Origin of the sequence: Microbacterium sp. OR21, from assembly GCF_047306785.1 — a bacterium.
In the GTDB taxonomy this organism is placed as follows: Bacteria; Actinomycetota; Actinomycetes; order Actinomycetales; family Microbacteriaceae; genus Microbacterium; species Microbacterium esteraromaticum_E.
The window spans coordinates 333,468-356,150 of the sequence record NZ_JAZEXJ010000002.1 but is presented as its reverse complement, the minus strand read 5'-3'; the positions used below and the strand labels follow the sequence as shown (position 1 = coordinate 356,150).

Annotated in this window: 20 protein-coding genes; 8 read left to right on the top strand and 12 right to left on the bottom strand. The window is 70.2% G+C overall.

Annotation, left to right across the window (positions count from 1 at the left end; translation table 11 throughout):
- Positions 1-62 precede the first annotated feature (62 nt).
- From rfbA to rfbD, 3 genes are read left to right on the top strand one after another with little or no spacing between them, the layout of a single operon-like run.
- Positions 63-935, top strand: coding sequence for a glucose-1-phosphate thymidylyltransferase RfbA (gene rfbA, locus V2S04_RS06260; RefSeq protein WP_413637596.1), 873 nt, complete (start codon positions 63-65; stop codon positions 933-935).
- A complete protein-coding gene (rfbB, locus tag V2S04_RS06255) occupies positions 932-1,927 on the top strand; it encodes a dTDP-glucose 4,6-dehydratase (protein WP_413637594.1) in 996 nt (331 codons plus the stop codon). Before rfbA ends, rfbB begins: the two co-directional genes overlap by 4 nt.
- Positions 1,924-3,342, top strand: coding sequence for a dTDP-4-dehydrorhamnose reductase (rfbD, locus tag V2S04_RS06250; RefSeq protein ID WP_413637593.1), 1,419 nt, complete (start codon positions 1,924-1,926; stop codon positions 3,340-3,342). Before rfbB ends, rfbD begins: the two co-directional genes overlap by 4 nt.
- A 54-nt stretch (positions 3,343-3,396) precedes the next feature.
- Here rfbD and V2S04_RS06245 read toward each other — a convergent pair whose 3' ends face one another.
- The 6 genes from V2S04_RS06245 to V2S04_RS06220 all read right to left on the bottom strand — a co-directional run bounded on the left by V2S04_RS06245 (position 3,397) and on the right by V2S04_RS06220 (position 9,592).
- Positions 3,397-3,843, bottom strand: a complete 447-nt coding sequence (locus V2S04_RS06245) for a VanZ family protein (RefSeq protein WP_413637591.1) — start codon at positions 3,841-3,843, stop codon at positions 3,397-3,399.
- On the bottom strand, positions 3,840-4,604 hold the full coding sequence (locus V2S04_RS06240; protein WP_413637590.1) for a low molecular weight phosphatase family protein: 765 nt from the start codon (positions 4,602-4,604) through the stop codon (positions 3,840-3,842). The genes V2S04_RS06245 and V2S04_RS06240 overlap by 4 nt, the downstream gene beginning before the upstream one ends.
- A 35-nt stretch (positions 4,605-4,639) precedes the next feature.
- Entirely contained in the window at positions 4,640-5,665 is a 1,026-nt protein-coding gene (gene galE, locus V2S04_RS06235; RefSeq protein WP_413637589.1) for a UDP-glucose 4-epimerase GalE, read from the bottom strand.
- A 286-nt stretch (positions 5,666-5,951) separates the two neighbouring features.
- Positions 5,952-6,680, bottom strand: a complete 729-nt coding sequence (locus tag V2S04_RS06230; RefSeq protein WP_413637588.1) for a response regulator transcription factor — start codon at positions 6,678-6,680, stop codon at positions 5,952-5,954.
- 72 nt (positions 6,681-6,752) lie between these two features.
- Complete coding sequence (locus tag V2S04_RS06225) at positions 6,753-7,946, bottom strand: diguanylate cyclase domain-containing protein (protein ID WP_413637587.1); 1,194 nt, start codon at positions 7,944-7,946, stop codon at positions 6,753-6,755.
- Positions 7,943-9,592, bottom strand: coding sequence for a sensor histidine kinase (locus V2S04_RS06220; protein WP_413637585.1), 1,650 nt, complete (start codon positions 9,590-9,592; stop codon positions 7,943-7,945). The genes V2S04_RS06225 and V2S04_RS06220 overlap by 4 nt, the downstream gene beginning before the upstream one ends.
- A gap of 88 nt (positions 9,593-9,680) precedes the next feature.
- Here V2S04_RS06220 and coaA point away from each other — a divergent pair, with 88 nt between their 5' ends.
- Complete coding sequence (gene coaA / locus V2S04_RS06215) at positions 9,681-10,622, top strand: type I pantothenate kinase (RefSeq protein WP_413637584.1); 942 nt, start codon at positions 9,681-9,683, stop codon at positions 10,620-10,622.
- Here the strand turns inward: coaA and V2S04_RS06210 are convergent, their stop codons facing one another.
- Positions 10,623-11,648, bottom strand: coding sequence for an LCP family protein (locus V2S04_RS06210; RefSeq protein ID WP_413637582.1), 1,026 nt, complete (start codon positions 11,646-11,648; stop codon positions 10,623-10,625). It lies immediately after the preceding gene.
- A gap of 97 nt (positions 11,649-11,745) precedes the next feature.
- Here V2S04_RS06210 and glmS point away from each other — a divergent pair, with 97 nt between their 5' ends.
- Complete coding sequence (gene glmS / locus V2S04_RS06205) at positions 11,746-13,593, top strand: glutamine--fructose-6-phosphate transaminase (isomerizing) (protein ID WP_413637581.1); 1,848 nt, start codon at positions 11,746-11,748, stop codon at positions 13,591-13,593.
- A gap of 215 nt (positions 13,594-13,808) precedes the next feature.
- Here glmS and V2S04_RS06200 read toward each other — a convergent pair whose 3' ends face one another.
- Positions 13,809-14,645: an endonuclease domain-containing protein gene (locus V2S04_RS06200; RefSeq protein ID WP_413637580.1), complete on the bottom strand. Its 837-nt coding sequence runs from the start codon at positions 14,643-14,645 to the stop codon at positions 13,809-13,811.
- 266 nt (positions 14,646-14,911) lie between these two features.
- On the opposite strand from V2S04_RS06200, the gene V2S04_RS06195 reads away from it, so the two are divergent.
- From V2S04_RS06195 to tsaE, 3 genes are read left to right on the top strand one after another with little or no spacing between them, the layout of a single operon-like run.
- Entirely contained in the window at positions 14,912-15,274 is a 363-nt protein-coding gene (locus V2S04_RS06195) for a holo-ACP synthase (protein WP_413637579.1), read from the top strand.
- Positions 15,271-16,380 (top strand): alanine racemase, encoded by a 1,110-nt coding sequence (gene alr / locus V2S04_RS06190; protein ID WP_413637578.1) that lies wholly within the window; start codon positions 15,271-15,273, stop codon positions 16,378-16,380. Before V2S04_RS06195 ends, alr begins: the two co-directional genes overlap by 4 nt.
- A complete protein-coding gene (gene tsaE / locus V2S04_RS06185; RefSeq protein ID WP_413637577.1) occupies positions 16,377-16,859 on the top strand; it encodes a tRNA (adenosine(37)-N6)-threonylcarbamoyltransferase complex ATPase subunit type 1 TsaE in 483 nt (160 codons plus the stop codon). The genes alr and tsaE overlap by 4 nt, the downstream gene beginning before the upstream one ends.
- 6 nt (positions 16,860-16,865) lie before the next feature.
- On the opposite strand, the gene V2S04_RS06180 is transcribed toward tsaE, so the two are convergent.
- The 4 genes from V2S04_RS06180 to V2S04_RS06165 are packed head-to-tail and all read right to left on the bottom strand — an operon-like array spanning position 16,866 to position 22,543.
- Entirely contained in the window at positions 16,866-18,527 is a 1,662-nt protein-coding gene (locus tag V2S04_RS06180; RefSeq protein ID WP_413637575.1) for a DHA2 family efflux MFS transporter permease subunit, read from the bottom strand.
- Positions 18,524-19,141 (bottom strand): response regulator, encoded by a 618-nt coding sequence (locus V2S04_RS06175; RefSeq protein ID WP_099196510.1) that lies wholly within the window; start codon positions 19,139-19,141, stop codon positions 18,524-18,526. Before V2S04_RS06175 ends, V2S04_RS06180 begins: the two co-directional genes overlap by 4 nt.
- A complete protein-coding gene (locus V2S04_RS06170) occupies positions 19,138-20,463 on the bottom strand; it encodes a sensor histidine kinase (RefSeq protein ID WP_413637573.1) in 1,326 nt (441 codons plus the stop codon). The genes V2S04_RS06175 and V2S04_RS06170 overlap by 4 nt, the downstream gene beginning before the upstream one ends.
- On the bottom strand, positions 20,429-22,543 hold the full coding sequence (locus tag V2S04_RS06165) for an MMPL family transporter (RefSeq protein ID WP_413637572.1): 2,115 nt from the start codon (positions 22,541-22,543) through the stop codon (positions 20,429-20,431). Before V2S04_RS06165 ends, V2S04_RS06170 begins: the two co-directional genes overlap by 35 nt.
- Positions 22,544-22,683: the final 140 nt, after the last annotated feature.

The window sequence follows — 22,683 nt, the reverse complement described above, 5'->3', positions numbered from 1 at the left end:
GTCAGCGCGCTTGCTTGTCCGCGCGAGCGGGGACCGACAGAATGGCGAGGGGAAGGGGAGAGATGAAGGGGATCATTCTCGCCGGGGGATCGGGCACGCGGTTGCATCCGATCACGCTGGGCGTCTCGAAGCAGCTGGTTCCGGTGTACGACAAGCCGATGGTCTACTACCCGCTGTCGACACTGATGCTCGCCGGCATCGACGACATCCTGGTGATCACGACCCCGCATGACGCGGCGCACTTCCAACGTCTGCTGGGGGACGGATCGCAGTTCGGCATCCGGTTGTCGTTCGCCCAGCAGCCCTCGCCCGACGGGCTGGCGCAGGCGTTCACGATCGGCGCCGACTTCATCGGCGACGACAGCGTCGCCCTCGTTCTCGGTGACAACCTGCTCTACGGGCCGGGCCTGGGCACGCAGTTGAAGCGGTTCGCCGACATCGACGGCGGTGCGGTGTTCGCCTACTGGGTGGCCGAGCCGAGCGCGTACGGCGTGGTCGAGTTCGATGGCGATGGGCAGGCGGTGTCGCTGGAAGAGAAGCCGGCGCAGCCGAAGAGCAACTTCGCGGTGCCCGGTCTGTACTTCTACGACAACGACGTGGTCGAGATCGCGCGCAACCTCGCGCCCAGCGCGCGCGGCGAGTACGAGATCACCGACGTGAACAGCGAGTACCTGCGTCGCGGCAAGCTGCAGGTCGAGGTGCTGCCGCGCGGCACCGCATGGCTCGACACGGGCACGTTCGACCAGATGACGGATGCCTCTGACTACGTGCGCACCATGGAGCGACGCACCGGCATGAAGATCGGGGCTCCGGAAGAGGTCGCGTGGCGGCAGGGCTTTCTCGATGACGACGAGCTGCGCAGCTGCGCCGAGAAGCTGGTGAAGTCGGGCTACGGGTCGTATCTGCTGGAACTGCTCGAGAGGGGCGATCGATGAGACTGCTGGTCACCGGAGGCGCCGGATTCATCGGCTCGAACTTCGTTCACCACGTCATCGAGCACACCGATCACGACGTGACGGTGCTCGACAAGCTGACGTATGCCGGCAACCGCGCATCTCTTGACGGGTTGCCCGAAGAGCGGGTGCGGTTCGTGCAGGGCGACATCGCCGACGCCGCCGTCGTCCACGCGCTGGTGGCCGACGCGGATGCCGTGGTGCACTACGCGGCCGAATCGCACAACGACAACTCGCTGCACGACCCGCGGCCGTTTCTCGACACGAACATCATCGGCACATACACGCTGCTCGAGGCCGTGCGAAAGCACGATGTGCGCTTTCACCACATCTCCACCGACGAGGTCTACGGCGACCTCGAGCTCGACGACCCCGAGCGGTTCACCGAGACGACACCGTACAACCCGTCATCGCCCTACTCATCGACCAAAGCCGGCTCCGACCTGCTCGTGCGCGCCTGGGTGCGCTCGTTCGGGGTGCAGGCGACGATCTCGAACTGCTCGAACAACTACGGCCCATACCAGCACGTCGAGAAGTTCATCCCGCGGCAGATCACGAACGTAATCCGCGGCATCCGCCCGAAGCTGTACGGCGCGGGCCAGAACGTGCGCGACTGGATCCACGCCGACGATCACTCCTCGGCCGTGCTCACCATCCTCGAGAAGGGGCGTATCGGCGAGACGTACCTGATCGGTGCCGACGGCGAGAAGGACAACAAGACCGTCGTCGAGCTGATCCTCACCCTGATGGGCCAGCCGGCCGACGCATACGACCACGTCACCGACCGGGCCGGCCACGACCTCCGCTACGCGATCGATTCGACGCGTCTGCGCGAGGAGCTGGGCTGGATGCCCCAATACGGCGACTTCGAGGCGGGCCTGGCCGCCACAATCGACTGGTACCGCGAGAACGAGTCGTGGTGGGCGCCGTCGAAGGACGCGGTGGAGGCGTTCTACGCGGGGAAGGGCCAGTGAGCGTCGCGTTCGGCAAGACGCTGACGGTCATCGAGACGCCGATCCCCGGGCTGGTCGTTCTCGACCTGCCCGTGCACGGCGACAGCCGGGGCTGGTTCAAAGAGAACTGGCAGCGCGAGAAGATGACCGCCGCGGGCCTGCCCGACTTCGGCCCCGTGCAGAACAACATCTCGTTCAACGACGCGGTCGGCACCACCCGCGGCATCCACGCCGAGCCGTGGGACAAGTACGTCTCGGTCGCCACCGGCCGCATCTTCGGCGCCTGGGTCGACCTGCGCGAAGGCCCTACCTTCGGCACTGTCTTCACCACTGAACTCGACCCCTCGAAGGCGATCTTCGTGCCCCGCGGCGTCGGCAACTCGTACCAGACGCTCGAACCCGACACCGCCTACGTGTACCTGGTCAACGACCACTGGTCACCCGACGCCGAGTACGCGTTCCTCAATCTCGCCGATGAGACCGCGGCCGTCGACTGGCCGATTCCGCTCGCCGAGGTCGAGATCTCCGACAAAGACAAGAACCACCCGCGGCTCGCGCAGGTCACCCCGATCCCGCCCAAGAAGATCCTCGTCACGGGGGCCGACGGGCAGCTCGGTCGCGCGCTGCGACGCCAGCTCGGCGAGCACCCGCACGTCGAGTACGCCACCCGCGGCGCGCTCGACCTCACCTCCGCCGATCTGGGCACCGCCCGGCGCTGGCGCGAGTACGGCGCGATCGTCAACGCCGCCGCCTACACCGCCGTCGACGCGGCCGAGAGCCCCGACGGGCGTGCCGCGGCGTGGGCCGTGAACGCCACGGCCGTCGCGCGCCTCGCCGCAGTCGCCGCCGAGCATGGCATCACGCTCGTGCACATCTCGAGCGACTACGTCTTCGACGGTCGCGCCGACCGCCCCTACCTTGAAGACGACCCGCTGGCACCGTTGGGGGTGTACGGGCAGACGAAGGCCGCCGGCGATCTGGCCGCTGTCACCGCGCCGCGCCACTACGTGCTGCGCACCTCGTGGGTCATCGGAGAGGGCAAGAACTTCGTCAGCACGATGCGATCTCTGGCTGAGCGCGGGATCGATCCTTCCGTCGTCGACGACCAGACCGGGCGGCTCACGTTCACCGACGACCTCGCCGCCGCGGCCGTGCACCTTCTCGAGAGCCGCGCGGCGTACGGCGTCTACAACGTCACCGGCAGCGGAGAGCGCCAGTCGTGGGCCGACATCGCCCGCGAGGTCTTCCGCCTCACGGGCCACGACCCCGCCCGGGTGACCGGGGTCACCACCGCGCAGTACTTTGCGAACGCGACGGGCCCGGTGGCACCTCGACCTCGCAACAGCGTGCTCGACCTCGCGAAGATCACCGGCACCGGGTTCGCACCCCGCGACAGCGCACTCGCACTCGCCGAGTATTTGGCGGGCCAGGGCTGATCCTGCTGGGCTGCTGCGGCCCGGCTCATGGCTTCCTAGGCGGGCCCGGCCGGGTCAGCGGCGGCGGAACATCACCGACAGCGTCGCCACGAACAGGGCGCCGAGCGCCGTTCCCGCCGTGTTCGCGATCACGTCCGAGATCGTGGGGAAGCGCGAGGGCAGCAGCGTCTGCACCGACTCGATCGTCAGGGTCATCGCCAGTCCGATCAGGGTCGTGATCCACCACGGCATCCGCGGCCATCCCCAGCGCAGAAGCACGCCCAGCGGAACGAAGAGCGCCACGTTGGCGAGGAACTCGAGCAGGGCATACGACTCGACGTACGGCACACGCGCGTCGACCCACCGGGCGAGCAGGTCGACGATGCCCGTCACCCGGCCCGCCTGTGAGGCAGGCAGCAGCGTGATGAGGAAGACGCTGAGCGCATAGGGGGCCAGCAGCAGGTTCGGCAGCACGCGCAGCACGGGTCGCCGGCGCCGTGCCGTCATATCGGCAGTGCTCACGTGAGCGCGGCGCGGATCACCCGGGCAGCCTCGGTCACTGCAGGAGCCAGCTGCGAGCCCGACAGATCGTACGTCTTCTGCGAGCGGCGGTACGGGTCGATCACGTCGTCGTTGTCGGGATCGGCGGGCACCAGGCCGCGCTGGCCGCCGACCAGACGCGCCAGTGCCTGCAGCCGCGCGCCGCCGTCAGCCCCGGCCGCGGCGACACCGCGGCGCACCTCGTCGTCGGTGAGCGTGGCCCCCAGGCGCGCGAACTCGCGCACGGTGAAGGTGCGGCGCAGCAGCGCCGGCATCATCTGCACCACGTGCGAGCGGTGCTCTCGCGCCATGGTGAGCACGAGGTCGGTCTCGGTCAGCAGCGGCTCGGTGAGCAGGCGGGCGCGATGCTCGCCCGCGACGGTCGTGTCGGCCCCATGGGTGACGGCCAGCTGCAGGGCCTGCTCGGTCATCGCCTCGTCGACGAGCGCATGCGTGCCGGCGCTGTGCACGCGCACCCCGAGGTCGCTCAGCGCCGAGCGCAGCAGCACCTCGGCCATGGGCGAGCGGCAGATGTTGCCGGTGCACACCGTCATGATCGTGCCGCCGTGGGTGGCGGCGTTCGCCGAAGCAGGAACCGGCGCAGGCGCCGGCGCGGGCGTGGGTTCCGGTGTCGGCGTGACGGTCGCAGGCAGCGGAGCCTCGCCCTTCGTCAGCGCATCGCGCAGGCGCCGCAGATCCGCCCGTCGCAGGCGGGGGCGATTGAGGTCGTCACGCTCGGTCATGGCATCACCCTACGGCTCGCTGCCGAAAGCCGCGCTCACCCGACCGGTGCGAACCCGTTCGGGTTCTTGGTCTGCCATGCCCACGAGTCGCGGCACGCGTCGCCGAGCGTGCGGGTTGTGCGCCAGTCGAGATCCGCGTTGGCCTTGGCCGGGTCGGCGACGGAGGCGGCGAGATCGCCCGCGCGCGGGGCGACCACCTCGAACGGGATCTCGCGTCCGCTCGCCGCCTCATAGGCGCGAACCACCTCGAGCACGCTGTGGCCCTCGCCCGAGCCGAGGTTGTACGCCTCGACGCCGGGGGAGAGGTGGGTGAGGGCCGCGACGTGCCCCTCGGCCAGATCCATCACGTGGATGTAGTCGCGCACACCCGTGCCGTCGACGGTCGGGTACTGGTCGCCGAACACCGAGAGCTTCTCGCGGCGCCCCACCGCCACCTGGGCGACGAAGGGCATCAGGTTGTTCGGGATGCCGGCGGGGTCCTCGCCGATCTCTCCCGACGGGTGCGCGCCGACCGGGTTGAAGTAGCGCAGCAGCACGGCCTCGAGCTCGGGCCACGCCTGCTGCACGTCGGCGATGATCTGCTCGATGAACGCCTTGGTGCGACCGTACGGGTTGGTGATCCCGATCCCGATCGGCTGCGACTCGTCGAGACGGTCGACATCGGCATCCGGCGTGCCGTAGACCGTCGCCGACGAGCTGAAGACGAGCTTTCGCACGTCTTTCGCGCGCATGATGTCGAGCAGGTTCAGGGTCGAGTTGAGATTGGTGCGGAAGTACCGCGAGGGCTGAGCCACCGACTCGCCGACCGCCTTGAGGCCCGCGAGGTGGATCACCGCCTCGAAGTCGAGGTCGGCGAGCGCGGCCTCGGCAGCGGCACGGTCGGCGAGGTCGGCCTCGACCAGCTCGATCGACCCGCCCGTGAGCTTCTCGACCCGGCGCAGCCCCTCGGGGCTGCTGTTCGAGAAGTCATCGACGACGATCACGTCGTCGCCGCGCTCGAGAAGTACGAGAGCGACATGAGAGCCGATGTAGCCGGCACCGCCGGTGAGGAGTACGCGCACGGGTCCGATCGTATCGCGGCGTGCTGACGGGGCTACGGGCCCCTGCGAACGCCCGCACGGCCCGGCCGATCCGACCTTCCCTCAGGATCAGCGCAGGTAACCGCTTGTTCTTGCTGAACGGCTTCGCGGCCGTGACCGCCGTCGGTAGCGTGAGCCGTGCGTAGCGGAACACCCGAGCGCATCGGGCCTCTGCCAGACTGCGCGCGGCGCCCGAACGCCGTGCGAGTCGATGGGGAGGAGCAGAGGCCCGACCCTCACTGCGCGAGCGAACCGCCCGGTCTGCCGGTCAGGCCCCGGCCGCAGACGTCAGGCGGTAGCCGACCCCGCGGACGGTCTCGATGTAGCGGGGCTGCACCGCACTGTCGCCGAGCTTGCGGCGCAGATTCGTCATGTGCGCCTCGATCGAGCGCTTGTCGGCGTCGAGCAGCCCGACGCCGACGGAGTACTCTTCACCGCGCAGCACCTGCACGAGGTCGGCCTTGCTGAGCACCCGGCCCTTCTCGCGCAGCAGCGCCGCGAGCAGGTCGAACTCGGTGCGGGTGAGGTCGATCTGGTCGTCGCCGACGGTCACGGAGCGGTCATCAGGGTGCAAGCGCAGATCGTGATGGGCGACCCAGGCGGCCGGCGCACTGGCGCGCGGACGCCGCAGGAGCGCGTTGATCCGCGCGCGCAGCTCGCGCGGACGGAACGGCTTGCTGATGTACTCGTCGGCACCGGCGGTGAGCCCGAGCACCACGTCGGTCTCGCCGTCGAGCGCGGTCAGCATGATGATGTACGTCTCGCTCTCGGCGCGAATGCGCCGCGCCGCCTCGAAGCCGTCGATGCCCGGGATCGTGACATCCAGCGTCGTGATCAGCGGATGGTGCTCTCGCACGGCCCGCACGCCGTCCAGGCCGTTGTCGACGGCGATCGTGGTGAATCCCGCCGCCTCCAGCACCTCCGAGAGCAGGTGGCGCACATCCGGATCGTCTTCGACGATCACCGCCGTCTTGTGCCGCTCATTCGCGTCGAGCATCTCAGAGTCCCCCAACTCTGGAGGTCATGACGCCGAGCTCTCGGCAGTACTGGCACTTCCCCCACGCAGATGCTACCGTGACCGACCCTCGATGACCCCGCCGCGACGCTCGACTGCCGGAGCCGATCCGCGCGTCGCCGCGTCGCCGCGCCGGCGCTCCCAGCGGTCGCCGCCCGCAGAGTAGGCGTGACGGGCGGCGGCATCAGCGTGGGTGATCAGGGTCGAGAAGTCGTACCCGATCGCCGAGACGGGCGCCCAGCCGATGCTGGCGGTCAGCCGCACCGGCACCGAGTGGTGGGGCTCCATGGTCGACACCCTCTCGAGAAGCTGCGTGAGCAGCTCGCGCACCCCGCCCTGCGACCGCGGCACCAGGGCGACGAAGCGGGTCGAGGTGACCCTGTCGATGTCGGCATCCGCAGGCAGCACACTCTCGATGTCACGGGCGAACCTCTCGGTGACGGCGTGGAACGCGGCCGTGCTGGTCGCCGTGCGGATGTCATCGGGATCATCCAGGCGGATGTCGATCAGCGACCACCCGTCGTCGTCGGCGGCCTGCGCGCGCTCGAGCCGGTTGCGGGCGGTGCGCTCGAAGGCGTCTCGCGGCGTCACCGCCGCGTCGTCGCCGCAGATGGTCAGCAGCAGCGTGGTGATCAGCGCGCAGACGATGTACGCCGCCATGCCGACCTGGTTCAGGGTGCGGACCAGTTCGAGACTGTCGGAGCCCTCGGCGGCGCGAATCGCGCCGGTCATGACCATCACGCCGTTCACGTCGACGATGACGGCGAACACGATGAACCCGAACGAGACGCCCAGCAGCGGCAGGGCCTCGTCGCGCAGCCGCGGCCCGAGGCGCACCAGCTCGACGATGATCAGAGCCGCGAACACCGACATCGCGGTGAACACCACGCGCAGCGCCACCCCGTACACGTCGGCGAAGGTCGACAGCAGCAGCGTGACCGGCGCCAGCAGACCGAACAGGAAGGCGACCGCGAGATGCTGCCTGTCCAGGCCGCGGTAGGCCCGCAGACCCGCCCAGATCAACGGCATCGGAGTGATCACGAGACCCGAGCCGAGCGCGCGCAGCTGCTCGGGAGCGGTGTGCTCCTGTGCCAGCCAGACGTACGCGCCCACCATCGCGATCGCGAACGCCGTCGCCCAGAGCGCCGCCGACCGGGAGGGCCGGGGAAGGAATCCGAGACCGACGGAGATCACCGTCGCCAGCGTCGTCAGCACGACGACGGGCATCATCAGTGTGGAGGTGATCATGCGGGCATCCGCTCCCGATCCGCGTCGAAGGTGGGCAGCACGATGCTGACGCTGGTGCCCTGGCCGAGTTCGCTCGTCACCTCGAGCCGACCGCCCTCCGACATGACGATGTCGCGAGAGATGCTCAATCCGAGACCGGTGCCCGGGATGCCGCGCTGGCGCGCGAGCTGAGTGCGGAACTCCCGCTCGAAGATGCGCGGCAGATCTTCGCCCGAGATGCCGATCCCGTTGTCTGTCACGAGCAGCCGCACGTCTCCGCTCTCCTCCCGCTGGCCCTGTACGATCACCCGTCCGCCGCGCTGGGCGAACTTGATGGCATTGCCGACGACGTTGTCGACGACCTGACGCAGGCGGAACGCATCGCCGCGGATCGGCAGATCCTCGAACAGGCGCGCTTCCATGGCCACTCCGTTCGCCTCGGCCGCCGGCGCGAATCCCTCCACCGATGCGCCGGCGATGTCGGCCAGATCGAACGGCTCGTCGGCGTCATCGTCGCGGGCGCCGGGCACGCTCAGCGCGCGGTCGATGAGCTGCTCCATGCGGGCGCCGGCATGCTCGACCACGTCGAGCTGCCGTCGTGCGGCGGCATCGAGATCGTCGCGTTCCAGAAGCAGCTCGACGTGCCCCAGCACCGCGGTGAGCGGATTGCGCAGCTCGTGCGCGATCGAGCGGCGCACCGCATCTTCCCCGGCACGCGGGTCGATGCTCTCGGTGACGTCCTCGACGCGCAGCAGCAGCCCGTCGTCGGCGACGTCGGGATCGATCGCCTTGGTCGACGCCCGCAGCGCTCGCCAGCGTCCGTCGAGGCCGAACAACCACACCACCTCGTTCTGGAAGAGTTCGCCCCGCCCCGCGCGAGAGATCGTCGTCTCGCTCGCGGGCACGACGTCGCCGCGCCGCGTGCGGTACTCCACCGCTCGCGCGGGATGCAGGTCCACCGCTGACTCCAGCGCGTAGAGCCGACGGAACGCCGCGCTGGCGACCTCGACCACACCGCCCCGACCGACCCGCGCCACGCCGATGTCGAGCGCGTCGAGCACGCGCAGATTGCGCGCCTTCTGCAGCCGCACGCGCTCGAGAGCATGCACCAGACGGTCGGACTGGGCGCTGAGCAGCCGACGCGACGATCTGTTGCGCGTCGAGCCGACGCTCATGATGACACCCACGAAGCAGAGGGCCACGACCGAGATCAGCAGCTCCATCGTCGCCTGCACCGTGATGCCCGATGTCAGCAGGATCACCAGCTCGATCCCGGCGATCAGCGAGAGCATCCCGACCAGCGCCGCGGTGCGGAAATACGTCGCCACCCACGCGACCGGGAACACCCAGAGGAATGAGCCGGCCGGCGTCTGGCCGGAGACCATCAGGCCGATCATCAGGGCGTCGAACACGGGCAGGGCGAGAACAGCGGCCGAGCCGAGCCGGTGCCACGGGATCGAGAGCGTCGCCATCGTGATCGTGACGATCAGGATCACGCTGACGCTGAATCTCCAGTCGACGAAGCGCACCGGCGACAGGGCCGCCACGCCGACCGCGATCGCCACCGTGGTGAACGCGACGATCAGCTGCCACTGCCAGATCGAGCGGCATCGGCTGTCTCCGAAATAGCGGATCGTCGGGGGCTGCGACGCGGATGCCCTCGACATGAGCGTCAGTGTAGCGGGGCGCTCGCGAGCCGACGGGGCATGCGTCCGCACGCGCCCGCATCCGCACGCTCTCGCTACGATTGGCTGCGTGAGCGTCGCCCCGAACCAGCCGCTGTCTCCGTACCGTGAGATCGACCGCGCCGACTGGGCGCGCCTCGCCGCGGGGCTCGATCAGCCGCTCACCGAGACCGAGGTCGTCGGCATCCGGGGCATCGGCGACCGACTCGACATCACCGAGGTGCGTGAGGTCTACCTGCCGCTGAGCCGGCTGCTCAGCCTGTACGCCAGCTCGACGCGCGAGCTGGGCGCGGCGACCAGTGCGTTTCTGCAGGAGAGCGACACGACCACCCCGTTCGTCGTCGGTGTCGCAGGCTCCGTCGCGGTCGGCAAGTCGACCATCGCGCGCCTGCTGCGCGAGCTGATGAGCCGCTGGCCCGGCACCCCGCGGGTCGAGCTGGTCACCACCGACGGCTTCCTCTACCCGAACGCCGAGCTCGAGCGCCGGGGTCTGATGGACCGCAAGGGCTTTCCCGAGTCATACGACCGCCGCGCGCTGATCTCGTTCCTCACCGAGGTGAAGAGCGGCGCCGCCGAGGTGCGCGCCCCGTTCTACTCGCACATGCGCTACGACATCGTGCCCGACGCGCACGTCGTCGTCCGCCGCCCCGACGTGGTGATCGTCGAGGGACTGAACGTGCTGCAGCCGCCGCCCGCGCCGAACGACGTCGCGGTCAGCGACCTGTTCGACTTCTCGATCTTCGTCGACGCCGACACCGCGCACATCGAGCGCTGGTACATCGACCGCTTCCTCGCCCTGCGTCAGGGAGCCTTCAGCAACCCGTCGTCGTACTTCAACGTGTTCGCGCACCTCACCGACGACGAGGCGGTGACCACAGCGCTGGGCTACTGGAACGAGATCAACATGCCCAACCTCGTCGAGAACGTCATGCCCACCAAGCACCGCGCGACGCTCGTGCTGCGCAAGGGCGCCGAGCACGCCGTCGAGAGCGTGCAGCTGCGCAAGGTCTGACTACTGGCTCGGATGCTCGGCGGCGTACTGCGGCACCGTGTCGTTCTGCAGGGCATCCGACAGGGCGGCGAGGCCGTCCCAGTCGGGCTTCACGATCGACTGGTCGCCCACCATGCCGGTACCGAGCGTCGGTGAGGTGAGGAACAGGATCTCGCTCTTGTCGACATCGCGCAGGCTGATCCCGAGCGACGCTACGGTGCCGGCATCCAGACCCGCATCCACCGCCAGGTACGGCGCGAGCGCGTCGACCGACGCGGCGATGCGACCGGGATCGGTCAGCGTCTCACGGCTGAGAAGCTTGTCGACCATGCCCTTGATGAACGCCTGCTGGTTGCGCACACGCTGATAGTCGCCGTCTGAGAACGGGTACCGGGCGCGCACATAGGCCAGCGCCTCGTCGCCACGCAGGTCGATGCTGCCCTGCGGGAACGTGTAGCCGCCATTCTTGAACGCGATGCGGTTGTCGACGGTCACGCCGTCGAGCGCCTCGCTCAGACCCTTGAACCCCTCGAAGTCGGTGATCGCGACATGGTCGATGCGCACATCGATGATCTGCTCGAGCGTCTGCACGAGCAGCGGCGTGCCGCCGTAGGCGAGGGCGGCGTTCAGCTTCGCGTTGCCGTAACCGGGGATCTCGACCCAGTTGTCACGCATGAACGAGATCACCTGCACGCCAGACCGGTCGGCGGGGATGTGCACCAGCAGCATCGTGTCGGCGCGCTGCCCGCGGATGTCGCCCAGCGATCCGCCGAGGCCCTTCCGCGAATCCGAGCCGAGCAGCAGGATGTTCACCGCTTCGGCGTTCACATCGGCCGGGCGCGCCGTCGCCGTCGGGAAGACCTCTGACGACGGCAGCGTCTCGGCCTTGTCGTACGAGGCCGAGAGCCTGCCGAGGTAGCCGACGGCCACCACGGCGACGGCCACGAGCACACCGACGACGACGAAGACGATGCCCCAGATCCAGCGACGGGTTCGGCGGGAGCGGGCTCGACCGCGGGCATCCGCGACAGGGTCAGAAGTGGCCATGCACAGATCATGCTCGATCCCGCTGTGAACCGCCCGGTCGCCCCTCGCGGGGATTCGTTCGGAGCCCTCGCAAATCGGCTCACTTATTCTGGTGACCATGTGTGGAATCGTCGGATACGTGGGCCCGCGCCCCAGCCAGGACATCCTTCTCGCCGGGCTCGCCCGCCTCGAGTACCGCGGCTACGACTCGGCCGGCATCGCCGTGATCGATGAGCAGGGTTCCCTGGGCATGCGCAAGAAGGCCGGCAAGCTCGCAGTCCTGCGCGACTCGCTCGCCGACCACGCGCTGAATGAGGGCACCACCGGCATCGGCCACACCCGCTGGGCGACCCACGGCGGCCCGACCGACGTCAACGCGCACCCGCACCTCGCCGACGATGACAAGCTCGCCGTCATCCACAACGGCATCATCGAGAACTTCGCCGCCCTGCGCGACGAGCTGATCGCCGAGGGCGTGACGTTCCGCAGCGAGACCGACACCGAGGTCGCTGCAGCTCTGCTGGGGCGCGAGTACCGGGCATCCGGCGATCTGGCATCCGCCTTCCGCGCCGTCGTGAACCGCCTCGAGGGCGCCTTCACGCTGCTCGCCATGCACCAGGACCAGCCCGGCGTCGTCGTCGGCGCGCGTCGCAACTCGCCGCTGGTGATCGGCCTCGGCGAGGGCGAGAACTTCCTCGGCTCCGACGTCGCAGCCTTCGTCGAGCACACCCGCAAGGCGCTCGCCATCGGGCAGGACCAGATGGTCACCATCACCCCCTCGTCGGTCGAGGTGACCGACTTCGACGGCAACCCCGTCGAGGCGCAGCCGTTCGAGGTCTCGTGGGACGCCGCCGCCGCCGAGAAGGGCGGATGGTCGTCGTTCATGGCCAAGGAGGTCGCCGAGCAGCCCGAGGCCGTCGCGAACACGATCCGCGGGCGCGTGCAGGGTGACCAGGTCGTCATCCCCGAGCTCGACGGGCTCGACGAGCTGTTCGTCGGCATCGACCGCGTGATCATCACCGCCTGCGGCACCGCCTCGTACGCGGCGCTGGTCGGCAAGTACGCCATCGAGCAGTGGGCACGTGTGCCGGTCGACGTCGAGCTCGCCCACGAGTTCCGCTACCGCGACCCGGTGATCGGCGAGAACACCCTGGTCGTCTCGATCAGCCAGTCGGGCGAGACCATGGACACCCTGATGGCCGTGAAGTACGCGCGCGAGCGCGGCGCGCGCACGCTGTCGGTCTGCAACACGCAGGGCGCGACCATCCCGCGCGAGTCGGATGCCGTCGTCTACACCCACGCCGGCCCCGAGGTCGCCGTCGCATCGACCAAGGCGTTCTCGGCGCAGATCACCGCGCTGCTGCTGCTCGGCCTGCACATGGGCCGGGTGCGCGGCACCCTCTCTGCTTCTGCGGCCGCGGATGTCGCAGAGCTGCAGGAGCTGCCCGCCAAGATCGCCCAGGTGCTCGAGAACGAGAACGAGCACGTCACCCAGCTCGCCGGCTGGATGGCCGACACCCGCTCGGTGCTGTTCCTCGGCCGCCACGTCGGATACCCGATCGCGCTCGAGGGTGCGCTCAAGCTCAAGGAGATCTCGTACATCCACGCCGAGGGCTTCGCCGCCGGTGAGCTCAAGCACGGCCCGATCGCGTTGATCGAGCCCGGTCAGCCGGTGTTCGTGATCGTGCCGTCGCCGCGCCACTCGGCGCTGGTGCACTCGAAGGTCGTGTCGAACATCCAGGAGATCCGCGCGCGCGGCGCCCGTGTGATCGTCGTCGCGGAAGAGGGCGACGCCGCGGTGCTGCCCTTCGCCGACGAGGTCATCCACATCCCGCTCGCCGGCGCGATGTTCGAGCCCGTGCTGGCCGTCGTGCCGCTGCAGATCTTCGCCATGGCGCTTGCCACCGCGAAGGGTCTCGACGTCGACCAGCCGCGCAACCTCGCGAAGTCCGTCACCGTCGAGTGAGCTGGGGTGGCGGGCTCCCTGGCATCCGGGACCCTGCCACCGGCCACCCCGCACTCTGCCACCCGCCGCCCCGCACCCTGCCACCCGCCGTCCCGCACGGATGTCGGCAGGATTCACGGATGTCGGCAGAAATGGGCGGATGCTGCTGGCATCCGGTCTTTCTGCCGACATGTGTGCGAGGCGCGCAGGCAGCCGACCCGCAGGCCGAGGCTGCGTCAGTCGCCGATCCGCCCGATCGCGGCGATGATCGCCGGCACGACCTGGTCCCATTGGTGCACCACGAGCGAGTAGTCGAACCGCAGTGTCTCGTACCCCAGGGCGGATGACGCCGCGTCGCGCACGAGGTCGCTGTGGCGCCTCTCGGCGTCGTGGTGGTTCTCGCGGCCGTCGACTTCGAGGATGAGACGGCCCCCGACCACGAAATCCACCCGCCCGACCTGCCCGATCTGCACCTGGCACTCCAGCCGGATGCCGAGGAGGTGCAGCCGGAACCGAAGCAGCGACTCCAGCCCGCTCTGCGCGTCGGACCTGGCTAGCTGCAGCATCCACTGCGCCGCCTGCGGCAGCTCGGCAGCGATGCGCCGACGGTCGGATGCCGTGAGAAGCCGGCGGTTCCACGCCGACTCGTAGGCGGCGAAGAACTCCTCGGCCGGCAGGCATCGGTAAGCGTGGATCAGCGCCGTCGCGACCGAAGCGTGTCCGACGCGGGACGTGCCAGGGGAGTGGTGCACGACGCATTCGCAGGCAGGATGCGGATGCGGTCGGCCGGCGCGGCCCAACCACACGTGCACCACGTCGTCGGGGCTCGACAGCACCCACACGCGGTTCGCGCGGAGGGCATCCGCGCAGGTCAGCTCGCCGCCGTGCGCTGCCGCCGTGACGATCTTCCGGTCGGCGGTGGGCAGCGCGAAGACGCCGGGGCGGATGCGCCGGATGGTGCCGTGATTCACGGCATCCGCGAGCACGCGCCTGCTGCACCCGAACTGCTGCAGCAGAACGCCGCGCGCGACTCCGCCGAAGCGCGCGAGAAGTTCTGCGGGTGCCAACATCATTCGAGCATGTTCGGACGCCGGGTCGCGCGGGCCCCATTCCGGCGGATTGTGGATGGTCCAGCCGAATCAGGTTCCTGTGCAGGAGGAGTGCGCGTCGTGCCGGGCGCACGGATGACGGCGCGATGGACGGATGTCGGCGCAGATGGGCGTTTCCGAACTGCGCCCGTCTTCTGCGCCGACAAGTGTGCGGGAAGGGGAGGCCCGGGCCGTGGGGGCAGGGTGGTGTCGGCCGGATGCCGCCGGATGCCGCCGAGTAGGCTGGCATCGTGATCATGGGCACCGGCATCGACCTCGTCGACATCGCGCGGTTCGAGCGCTCAGTCACCCGCACCCCCGGTCTGCTGCCAAGGCTGTTCACCGAGGCCGAGCAGCGGATGAAGCTGCACTCGCTCGCCGCTCGATATGCGGCGAAGGAGGCGCTGATCAAGGCGCTCGGCGGCAGTGACGGCGTGTACTGGACTGAGATCGAGATCGGCGCCGAGCCGTCGGGCAAGCCCCGCTTCGAGCTGACCGGCTCGACAGCAGCGGTGGTCGCCGAGCGCGGCATCACCGCGCTGCACCTGAGCATGACGCACGACGCGGGCCTCGCCATCGCGTACGTGATCGCCGAGAGGACGGATGCCGGATGACCGCCCATTTCCCGTTCCGCGAGGCGACGATCGACCTCGGCGCGATCGCACACAACGTCCGGCGCCTGCGCACACTCACCGGCGTCGAGGTCATCGGCGTCGTGAAGGCGAACGCCTACGGCCACGGCGCCCCCGAGGTCGCCACCGCCGCGCTCGCCGGAGGCGCCACCCGCCTGGGCACCGCGACCCTCGAGGAGGCGCTCGCACTGCGCAAGGCCGGCATCACCGCGCCGCTGATGGCCTGGTTGCACGCTCACGACAGGCGCTTCGACGACGCCGTCGAGGCCGGCATCGAGATCGGAATCTCGTCGCACGAGCAGCTGCTCTCGGCATCCGAGACGGCGACGCCGCCGGCATCCGTCCACCTCAAGGTCGACACCGGCCTCTCACGCAACGGCATCGCGCCCGCCGACCTCGACCGCGTTTTCGCCGAAGCCGCCCGCCTGGAGCGGATCGGCCGCATCCGGGTGCTCAGCATCTTCAGCCACCTGTCCGGCGCGAGCGGTGCCGATGACCGCGCCCAGCTCGCCCGGTACGAGCAGATCGTCGCGCAGGCCGAGGCTCACGGCATCCGCCCCGAGTTCCGGCATCTCGCCGCCACCGCCGGCGCGATCGACATCCCCGAGGCGCGGCTCGATGCGGTGCGCATCGGCATCGGGATGTACGGGCTCTCACCGTTCGCCGACCGCACCTCCGCCGACCTCGGGCTGCGCCCGGCCATGACGCTGCGCGGGGCGGTCGCGGCGGTGCGCCGCGTGCCGGCCGGCACCGGGGTCTCATACGACTACGCGTACCGCTGCGAGAACGAGACGACCCTCGCGCTCGTGCCGCTGGGCTATGCCGACGGGGTTCCGCGCCAGGCATCCGACCGCGGCCCGGTGTCGATCAACGGCCGCCGCTACACCGTCTCGGGCCGCATCGCCATGGACCAGTTCGTCGTCGATGTCGGCGACGACCCGGTGCGCCCCGGCGACGAGGTGGTGCTTTTCGGCGACCCGGCGGATGCCCTGCCCAGCGCCACCGACTGGGCGGATGCCGCGGGCACCATCAACTACGAGATCGTCACGCGCATCGGCGCACGGGTGCCCCGGAGGTCGCACTCGTGAGCCTCGATCCCGCCCTGCTCGGTCGCCGCGAGATCCGCACCGCGGATGCCATGGAAGACCTCGGCCGACGCATCGGCGAGCAGCTGCGGCCGGGTGACCTGCTGATCCTCACCGGGCCCCTCGGCGCCGGCAAGACCACCTTCACGCGGGGTCTGGCCGAAGGCCTCGGGGTGCGCGGACCCGTGCAGAGCCCGACCTTCGTCATCGCCCGCACGCACCCTTCGCTGGTCGGGGGAGCGCCGCTCGTGCACGTCGACGCATACCGGCTCGGGTCGGCGGCCGAGCTCGACGACCTCGACATCGACTTCACCCGCTCGGTCGTGGTCATCGAGTGGGGCCGGCCGATGGCATCCGCCGTCGCCGATGCGTGGTGGGACATCGAGTTCGAGCGTCCGGTGGGCGGCGACCACGACCTCGACGACGAGGATCTGGATGCCGATGCCCCGCGCATCGTGACGATCGAGCGCGTCGACGGCTGACCCGGGCTATGCGCGCTCGGCGGCCCGCTTCAGTTGCAGCGCTCCGATGAAGCCCAGGGCGAGGAACACCACGGCCACCAGCAGGGCTCCGCGAGTGGCATCCGCGAAGCCGCCGGTGAGTGCGTCGATCACGGTCGGGGTCTGATCGCCGTACGCCGATCCCGCGCCCTGCGCACGCAGCTGCGCGATCGTCGTCCCGGCCGACAGGCGCGTCGACTCGGCCAGCCGATCGGCGCTCGCGCCGGTGATGCCCGCATCGTCGAGCGCGGCCGGCAGCGAGACGGCGAGCCACACCGACAGGGCGGTGCCGGCCAGCGCGGTGCCGAGGGCCGATCCGACCTGGCGCACGGTGCTCTGGGTGGCTGAGCCCTGGCCCGACACGGCGACGGGGATGTCGCGCAGCACGGTGCCGGTCAGCTGCGCCGACGCGAGCCCGAGGCCCAGCCCGTACACGATCAGCGGCAGGGCGATCAGCCAGCCGGGGCTGTCGGCGCGCAGCAGCAGGGCGAGCGCCAGGGCACCGACGATCTCGAGTCCGAGGCCGAGCAGCACGGTGCCCGCGGCGCCGAACCGGGCGGCGAGGTGACGGGCGGCGGCCCCCGACAGGAAGGCGCCCACCGCCATCGCGGCAAGCACGAGACCGGCGCCCATCACGTCGAGCCCGAGGGCGTTGATGAGATACAGCGGCAGCACGAAGATCAGCGCGAACTCGCCGATGGCGACCATCGCCGCGGTCAGGTTGCCCCACGAGAAGGTCGAGAACGCGAACAGCCCGAGATCGAGCAGCGCCTCACGCTGCACTTTCTCGCGATGTCGCTCCCACACGACGAACAGCACGAGCGCGATGATCGCGACGGCCAGGGCCACCGGAACGGCCGAGATCGGGGCATCCGCTGACCACCTCCAGCCGAGCAGCGTGAGATCGCCCTTCGGCGTCCACCACCCGAGGTCGGGGCCCTCGACGACGGCGAAGACAAGCGCGCCGAACCCGATGGCGCTGAGCAGCGCGCCGTCGACGTCGACGCCCGGCCGCGTCTTGCGGCCGCGGGTCTCGGGCACGACGATCGCCGCGGCGACGAGCAGCAGCACGCCCACCGGCAGGTTCACGAGAAAGATCCAGTGCCATGACGCCCACTGCGTCAGCGCACCCCCGGCCAGCGGACCGACCGCGGCGGCGCCCGAGATCACCGCACCCCATACCCCGAAGGCCGCCGCGCGGAACCGCCCGCGGAAGATCGCGTTCACGGTCGACAGGGTCGAGGGCATGATCAGCGCGGCGCCGACGGCCTGCACCGCGCGGGCGCCGATGAGCGCTCCAGCACTCGCCGAGACGGCGGCGAGCAGGCTGCCGCCCATGAACACGACGAGCCCGGCGAGGAAGAGGCGCTTGCGCCCCCAGCGGTCGGCAAGGCTGCCCGTCGAGAGCAGCAGCGCCGCGAGCACGACGGCGTAGAGGCTGTTCACCCACTGCGCGTCGGTGAGGTCGAGGCGCAGATCGCTGATGATCGCCGGCAACGCGACCCCGACGATGGTGCCGTCGAGCACGATGAGACCGAGCCCGATCGAGAGCACCGCCAGCGCGATCCACTCGCGTCGGGTGGGCGCGCGGTCGGCCGCGGTGTCGGCGGATGCCTCGCGTGCGCCCGCCGCGTCCTCTGCGGCGGTCACAGCAGGCCGACCTGCTGGGCGACGTGGATCGCCCGGGAGCGGCTGTCGACGTCGAGCTTGGTGAAGATGTGCGCGATGTGGCTCTTCACGGTCGCCTCGGTGACGAAGAGCGCCTTCGCGATCTCGCGGTTCGCCGCGCCCGTGGCCATCAGTCGCAGCACCTCGACCTCACGGTCGGTGAGCTTCGGCAGCGGGTTGCGCATGCCCTTCAGCACACGGGCGGCGAGATCGGGGGAGAGGATCGTCTCGCCGGCATGCGCGCGACGGATGCCGTCGATGATGACCTCGGGAGCGACGTCCTTGAGCAGGTAGCCGGCGGCTCCCGCCTCGATCGCGCCGAGGATCTCGGCATCGCGGTCGAAGGTGGTCAGGATCAGCACCGCCGGGGCGGGATCGAGGGCGCGCAGCGCGGCGGTGGTGCGGATGCCGTCGATGCCGGCTCCGAGGCGCAGATCGCACAGCACGACATCGGGCCGCAGGTGGCCCGCCAGGGCGATGGCCTCCTCGCCGGTCGCCGCCTCACCGACCACACGCACGGTGTCGGTGTCGAGCACGCTGCGCAGACCGCTGCGCACCACGGGGTGGTCGTCGACGAGCAGAACGGTCGTGCTCACGGGGTCTCCTTCGTGCCGGACGGGGCGGGTCGAGCGGATGCCGGTGCCGCCTGCTCGGAATGGATCGGCACCGACACCGAGATCGCGGTGCCCTCACCGGGCGCGCTCTCGATGTCAAGGGTGCCGCCCAGCTCGCGCAGTCGCGCGCGGATGAAGCGAAGCCCATAGCTCGACGACCCGGACTCGAGATCGCTCTCCCAGGAGTGGATGTCGAACCCGGTGCCGTCGTCGATGATGTCGAGCCGCACCGAGCCGTCGTCGTCGATGAGGCTGACCACCACACGCGATGCTCGCGCGTGCAGCCGCACATTGGCCAAAGCCGACTGCGCCGTGCGCAGCAGCGCCACCTCGACGGCCGTGGAGAGCTGCGGCAGCGACTCGTCGACGTGCAGCTCGCAGCGCACCCCCGCCTCGCGCTTCGCGCGCTCGAGCATCCGCTCCAGCGCCTCGGCGAGCACGTCCTCCTCCAGCTCGGCCGGCGCGAGGGCGGCGATGATGCGCCGCACATCCCCGAGGCTGTCGCCGGCGAGGTCTTCCAGCTGCGCCAGGGTGCGCGCGGCTTCGGCGTCGGCGCTGCGCGCGGCACCGGCGTGCGCGAGCAGCCGGATCGAGGAGAGGGCTTGAGCGACGGTGTCGTGGATGTCCCGTGAGATGCGGGTGCGCTCGGCGATCGCGCCGGCCTCACGCTGGGCGAGGGCCAGCTCGTCCTGCAGCTCGGCCATCTCGCGCTGGGCGACAGTGAGCGAGCTCACCAGGCGCTCGCGCTCGGCGGCGTCACGCAGCAGCTGCAGGTAGCCGCGGGAGATCCCGAAGGCGAAGACCCCGCCGATCAGCGGTCCGAAGATGTTCGCATAGCTCGTGGTGCCGTGGTGGGCGATCGGCCCGAGCACGACGACCGCGAAGACGACGCCCGAGAACACCAGGCCCCACCGCAGCGGCAGCAGGTGCCCGGCGAGCAGCCACAGCAGGAAGGCCACCCAGACGAACTCGGGCGAGACGGCGACCGCCGCGACCCACACCAGGGCGAACCCCATCAGCCACGAGATCGCCGCGCGGTGCGAACGCCCGCGCAGCGGCAGCAGCGCCCCCGCGGTGTGCCAGGCGGCGAGCGCGACCCCCGCGATGATGGCGGCGGCGACCGGGGTGCCGGCGGCGATCGCGCGGATCACCCCGATCAAGGCCAGCCCCGCGGCGATGACATGCTGACCGATCTCCATCGCGCGCACGGTCGGGGCGGCGGATGCCGGCCCCATCCGCTCGCCGTGCCCCGCGCCGCCGGCCGGCTCGTCACCGGGCGACAGCGGCATGCTCACGAGACTCATGGGTCGATTCTTCCTCCGAAGTGCCCGTGCGCGAAGAGCCGGGGCGGCTCGGCCACCAGATGCGCTCGCCGACGAGGGCGAAGATCGCCGGCACGATCACCGTGCGCACCACCAGCGTGTCGACGATCACGCCGACGCCGACGATGAGCCCCAGCTGGCCCAGGGTGACCAGCGGCAGCACGCCCAGCGCGGCGAACACCGCGGCGAGCACGATTCCGGCGCTGGTGATCACGCCGCCGGTGTGCGTGACCGCCTCCACGATCCCGGTGCGGGTGCCGTGCCGCGCCGCCTCGCCGCGCGCACGGTGCACGAGGAAGATCGTGTAGTCGATGCCGAGCGCCACGAGGAAGAGGAACGCGAGCAGCGGCACCTGCAGGTCGAGGGCGTGCTGACCGAGCAGCACCCGGCTCAGCCACGCGCCCGCTCCGATCGCCGCGACCGCGCTGGCCAGGTTGACCACCAGCAGCAGCACGGGCGCGACGATCGAGCGCAGCAGCACGAGCAGCACGATGAAGCTCACGGCCAGCACGAGCGGGGCGATCAGCATCAGGTCCTGCTCGTTTCCGGTGCGCGCATCGAGGTCGGTCGCGACGGCACCGCCCACCAGCGCATCCGCATCGGCGACGTCGTGCACCGCGTCACGCAGCGAGCTGATCTGCTCGAGGCTCTCGGGCGTGCTCGGGGCGTATTCGCTGGTCACCATGAGCTTCGTCAGCGACCCGTCGGCGCTCTCACCGGCCGGATGGGCGCGGACCACGCCGTCGACGTCGTCGATCGCGGTGAGCACGGCGTCGGCGTGGTCGCTGTCGGCGACGATGAGGATGGGCTGCGCCTCGCCGGCGGGGAAGTGCTGCGAGAGCACCTCGAGACCCGTGGCCGACTCGGACTGCACGCGGAACTTCTCGATCTGGTCGAGGCCGACTGAGGTGCCGAGCAGGCCGGTCGCCATGACGGCCAGCAGCGCGGCGCCGCCGATCAGGCTCAGCACGGGTCGGCGCACCATTCGAGTGGCGAGCGCTCGCCAGGCGCGACCCTGCGCGCGGGTCTGACCGGGCCGCGGCACGAAGGGCCAGAACACGCCCCGGCCGCACACCGCCAGCAGCGGCGGCAGCAGGAACAGCACCGCGGTCAGTGCGATCAGCAGTCCGATGGCGCTGGAGACACCGAGTCCGTGTGTGCCGGGGATGACCGCGAGCACGAGGGTGAGCAGAGCGAGGACGACGGTCACGTTCGAGGCGAGGATGGCGGGGGCTGTGCGCCGCCAAGCGATGCTCAGCGCGCGGCGGTGATTCTCGGTCTCGAGCAGCTCTTCGCGGTAGCGCGAGATCAGCAGCAGCGCGTAGTTCGTGCCCGCGCCGAAGACGAGCACGCTGATGATGCCGGCGTCGAACTGCAGGTCCCACGCGGCGCCCGCGGCAGCCGTCATCCGCCCCGCGAGTCCGTCGGCGAGTGCCACCACGACGAGCGGGATGAGCCAGAGCACGGGCGAGCGGTAGGTGACGATCAGCAGCACGGCGACGATGAGGATCGTCACCAGAAGCAGGGTGAAGTCGGCTCCCTCGAACGCCGAGGCGACGTCGGCGCCGAACGCCGGACCGCCGGTGACCTGCGAGCTGAGCCCGTCGAGCGGGTGGTCTGCGAGATCGGCGCGGATCGCACCGACCACCTCTGCGGTCTCGGTGTTGGTGTCGCCGACGGCGATGGGCGCGACGAGCAGCGCAGCTTTGCCGTCTTCGCTCACGAGAGGACCGGTGGTGTCGGTATCCGTCCGCGCGTCGAGCACCGGCAGCAGCTCCTCGAGCCCGGTCAGGTCGCTGTCGGTGAGCTTCGCACCGTCATCGCGCGTGGTCACCACGAGCACGGACTGGCGGTCGGCGTTCGGGAACTCGTCGAGCAGCGCGCTCACTCGTGCCGACTCCGAGTCCGTCGGGGCTGCGGCATTGCCCTCGGGGGCCTTCGCCGAGCCGAAGGCGCCGAACAGCAGCACCATGACGAACAGGACGAGGCCGAGCGACACCCACGCGCCGCGTCGTGAGGTGAGCCGGTCGGAGAGGGAGGGGCGAACAGCAGAATCTGGCATGACATCCACTCCACCAGCGCGGCGGCGGCGGCACATCGCGAGGAGGAGTGAAGTCCGGCTCAGTCGAAAGTATGAGACTGGGCCCCGAAGGCGCGGATGGCGCGGGGTGGCACGTCGTCCACCCCGACTAATCTGGAGGG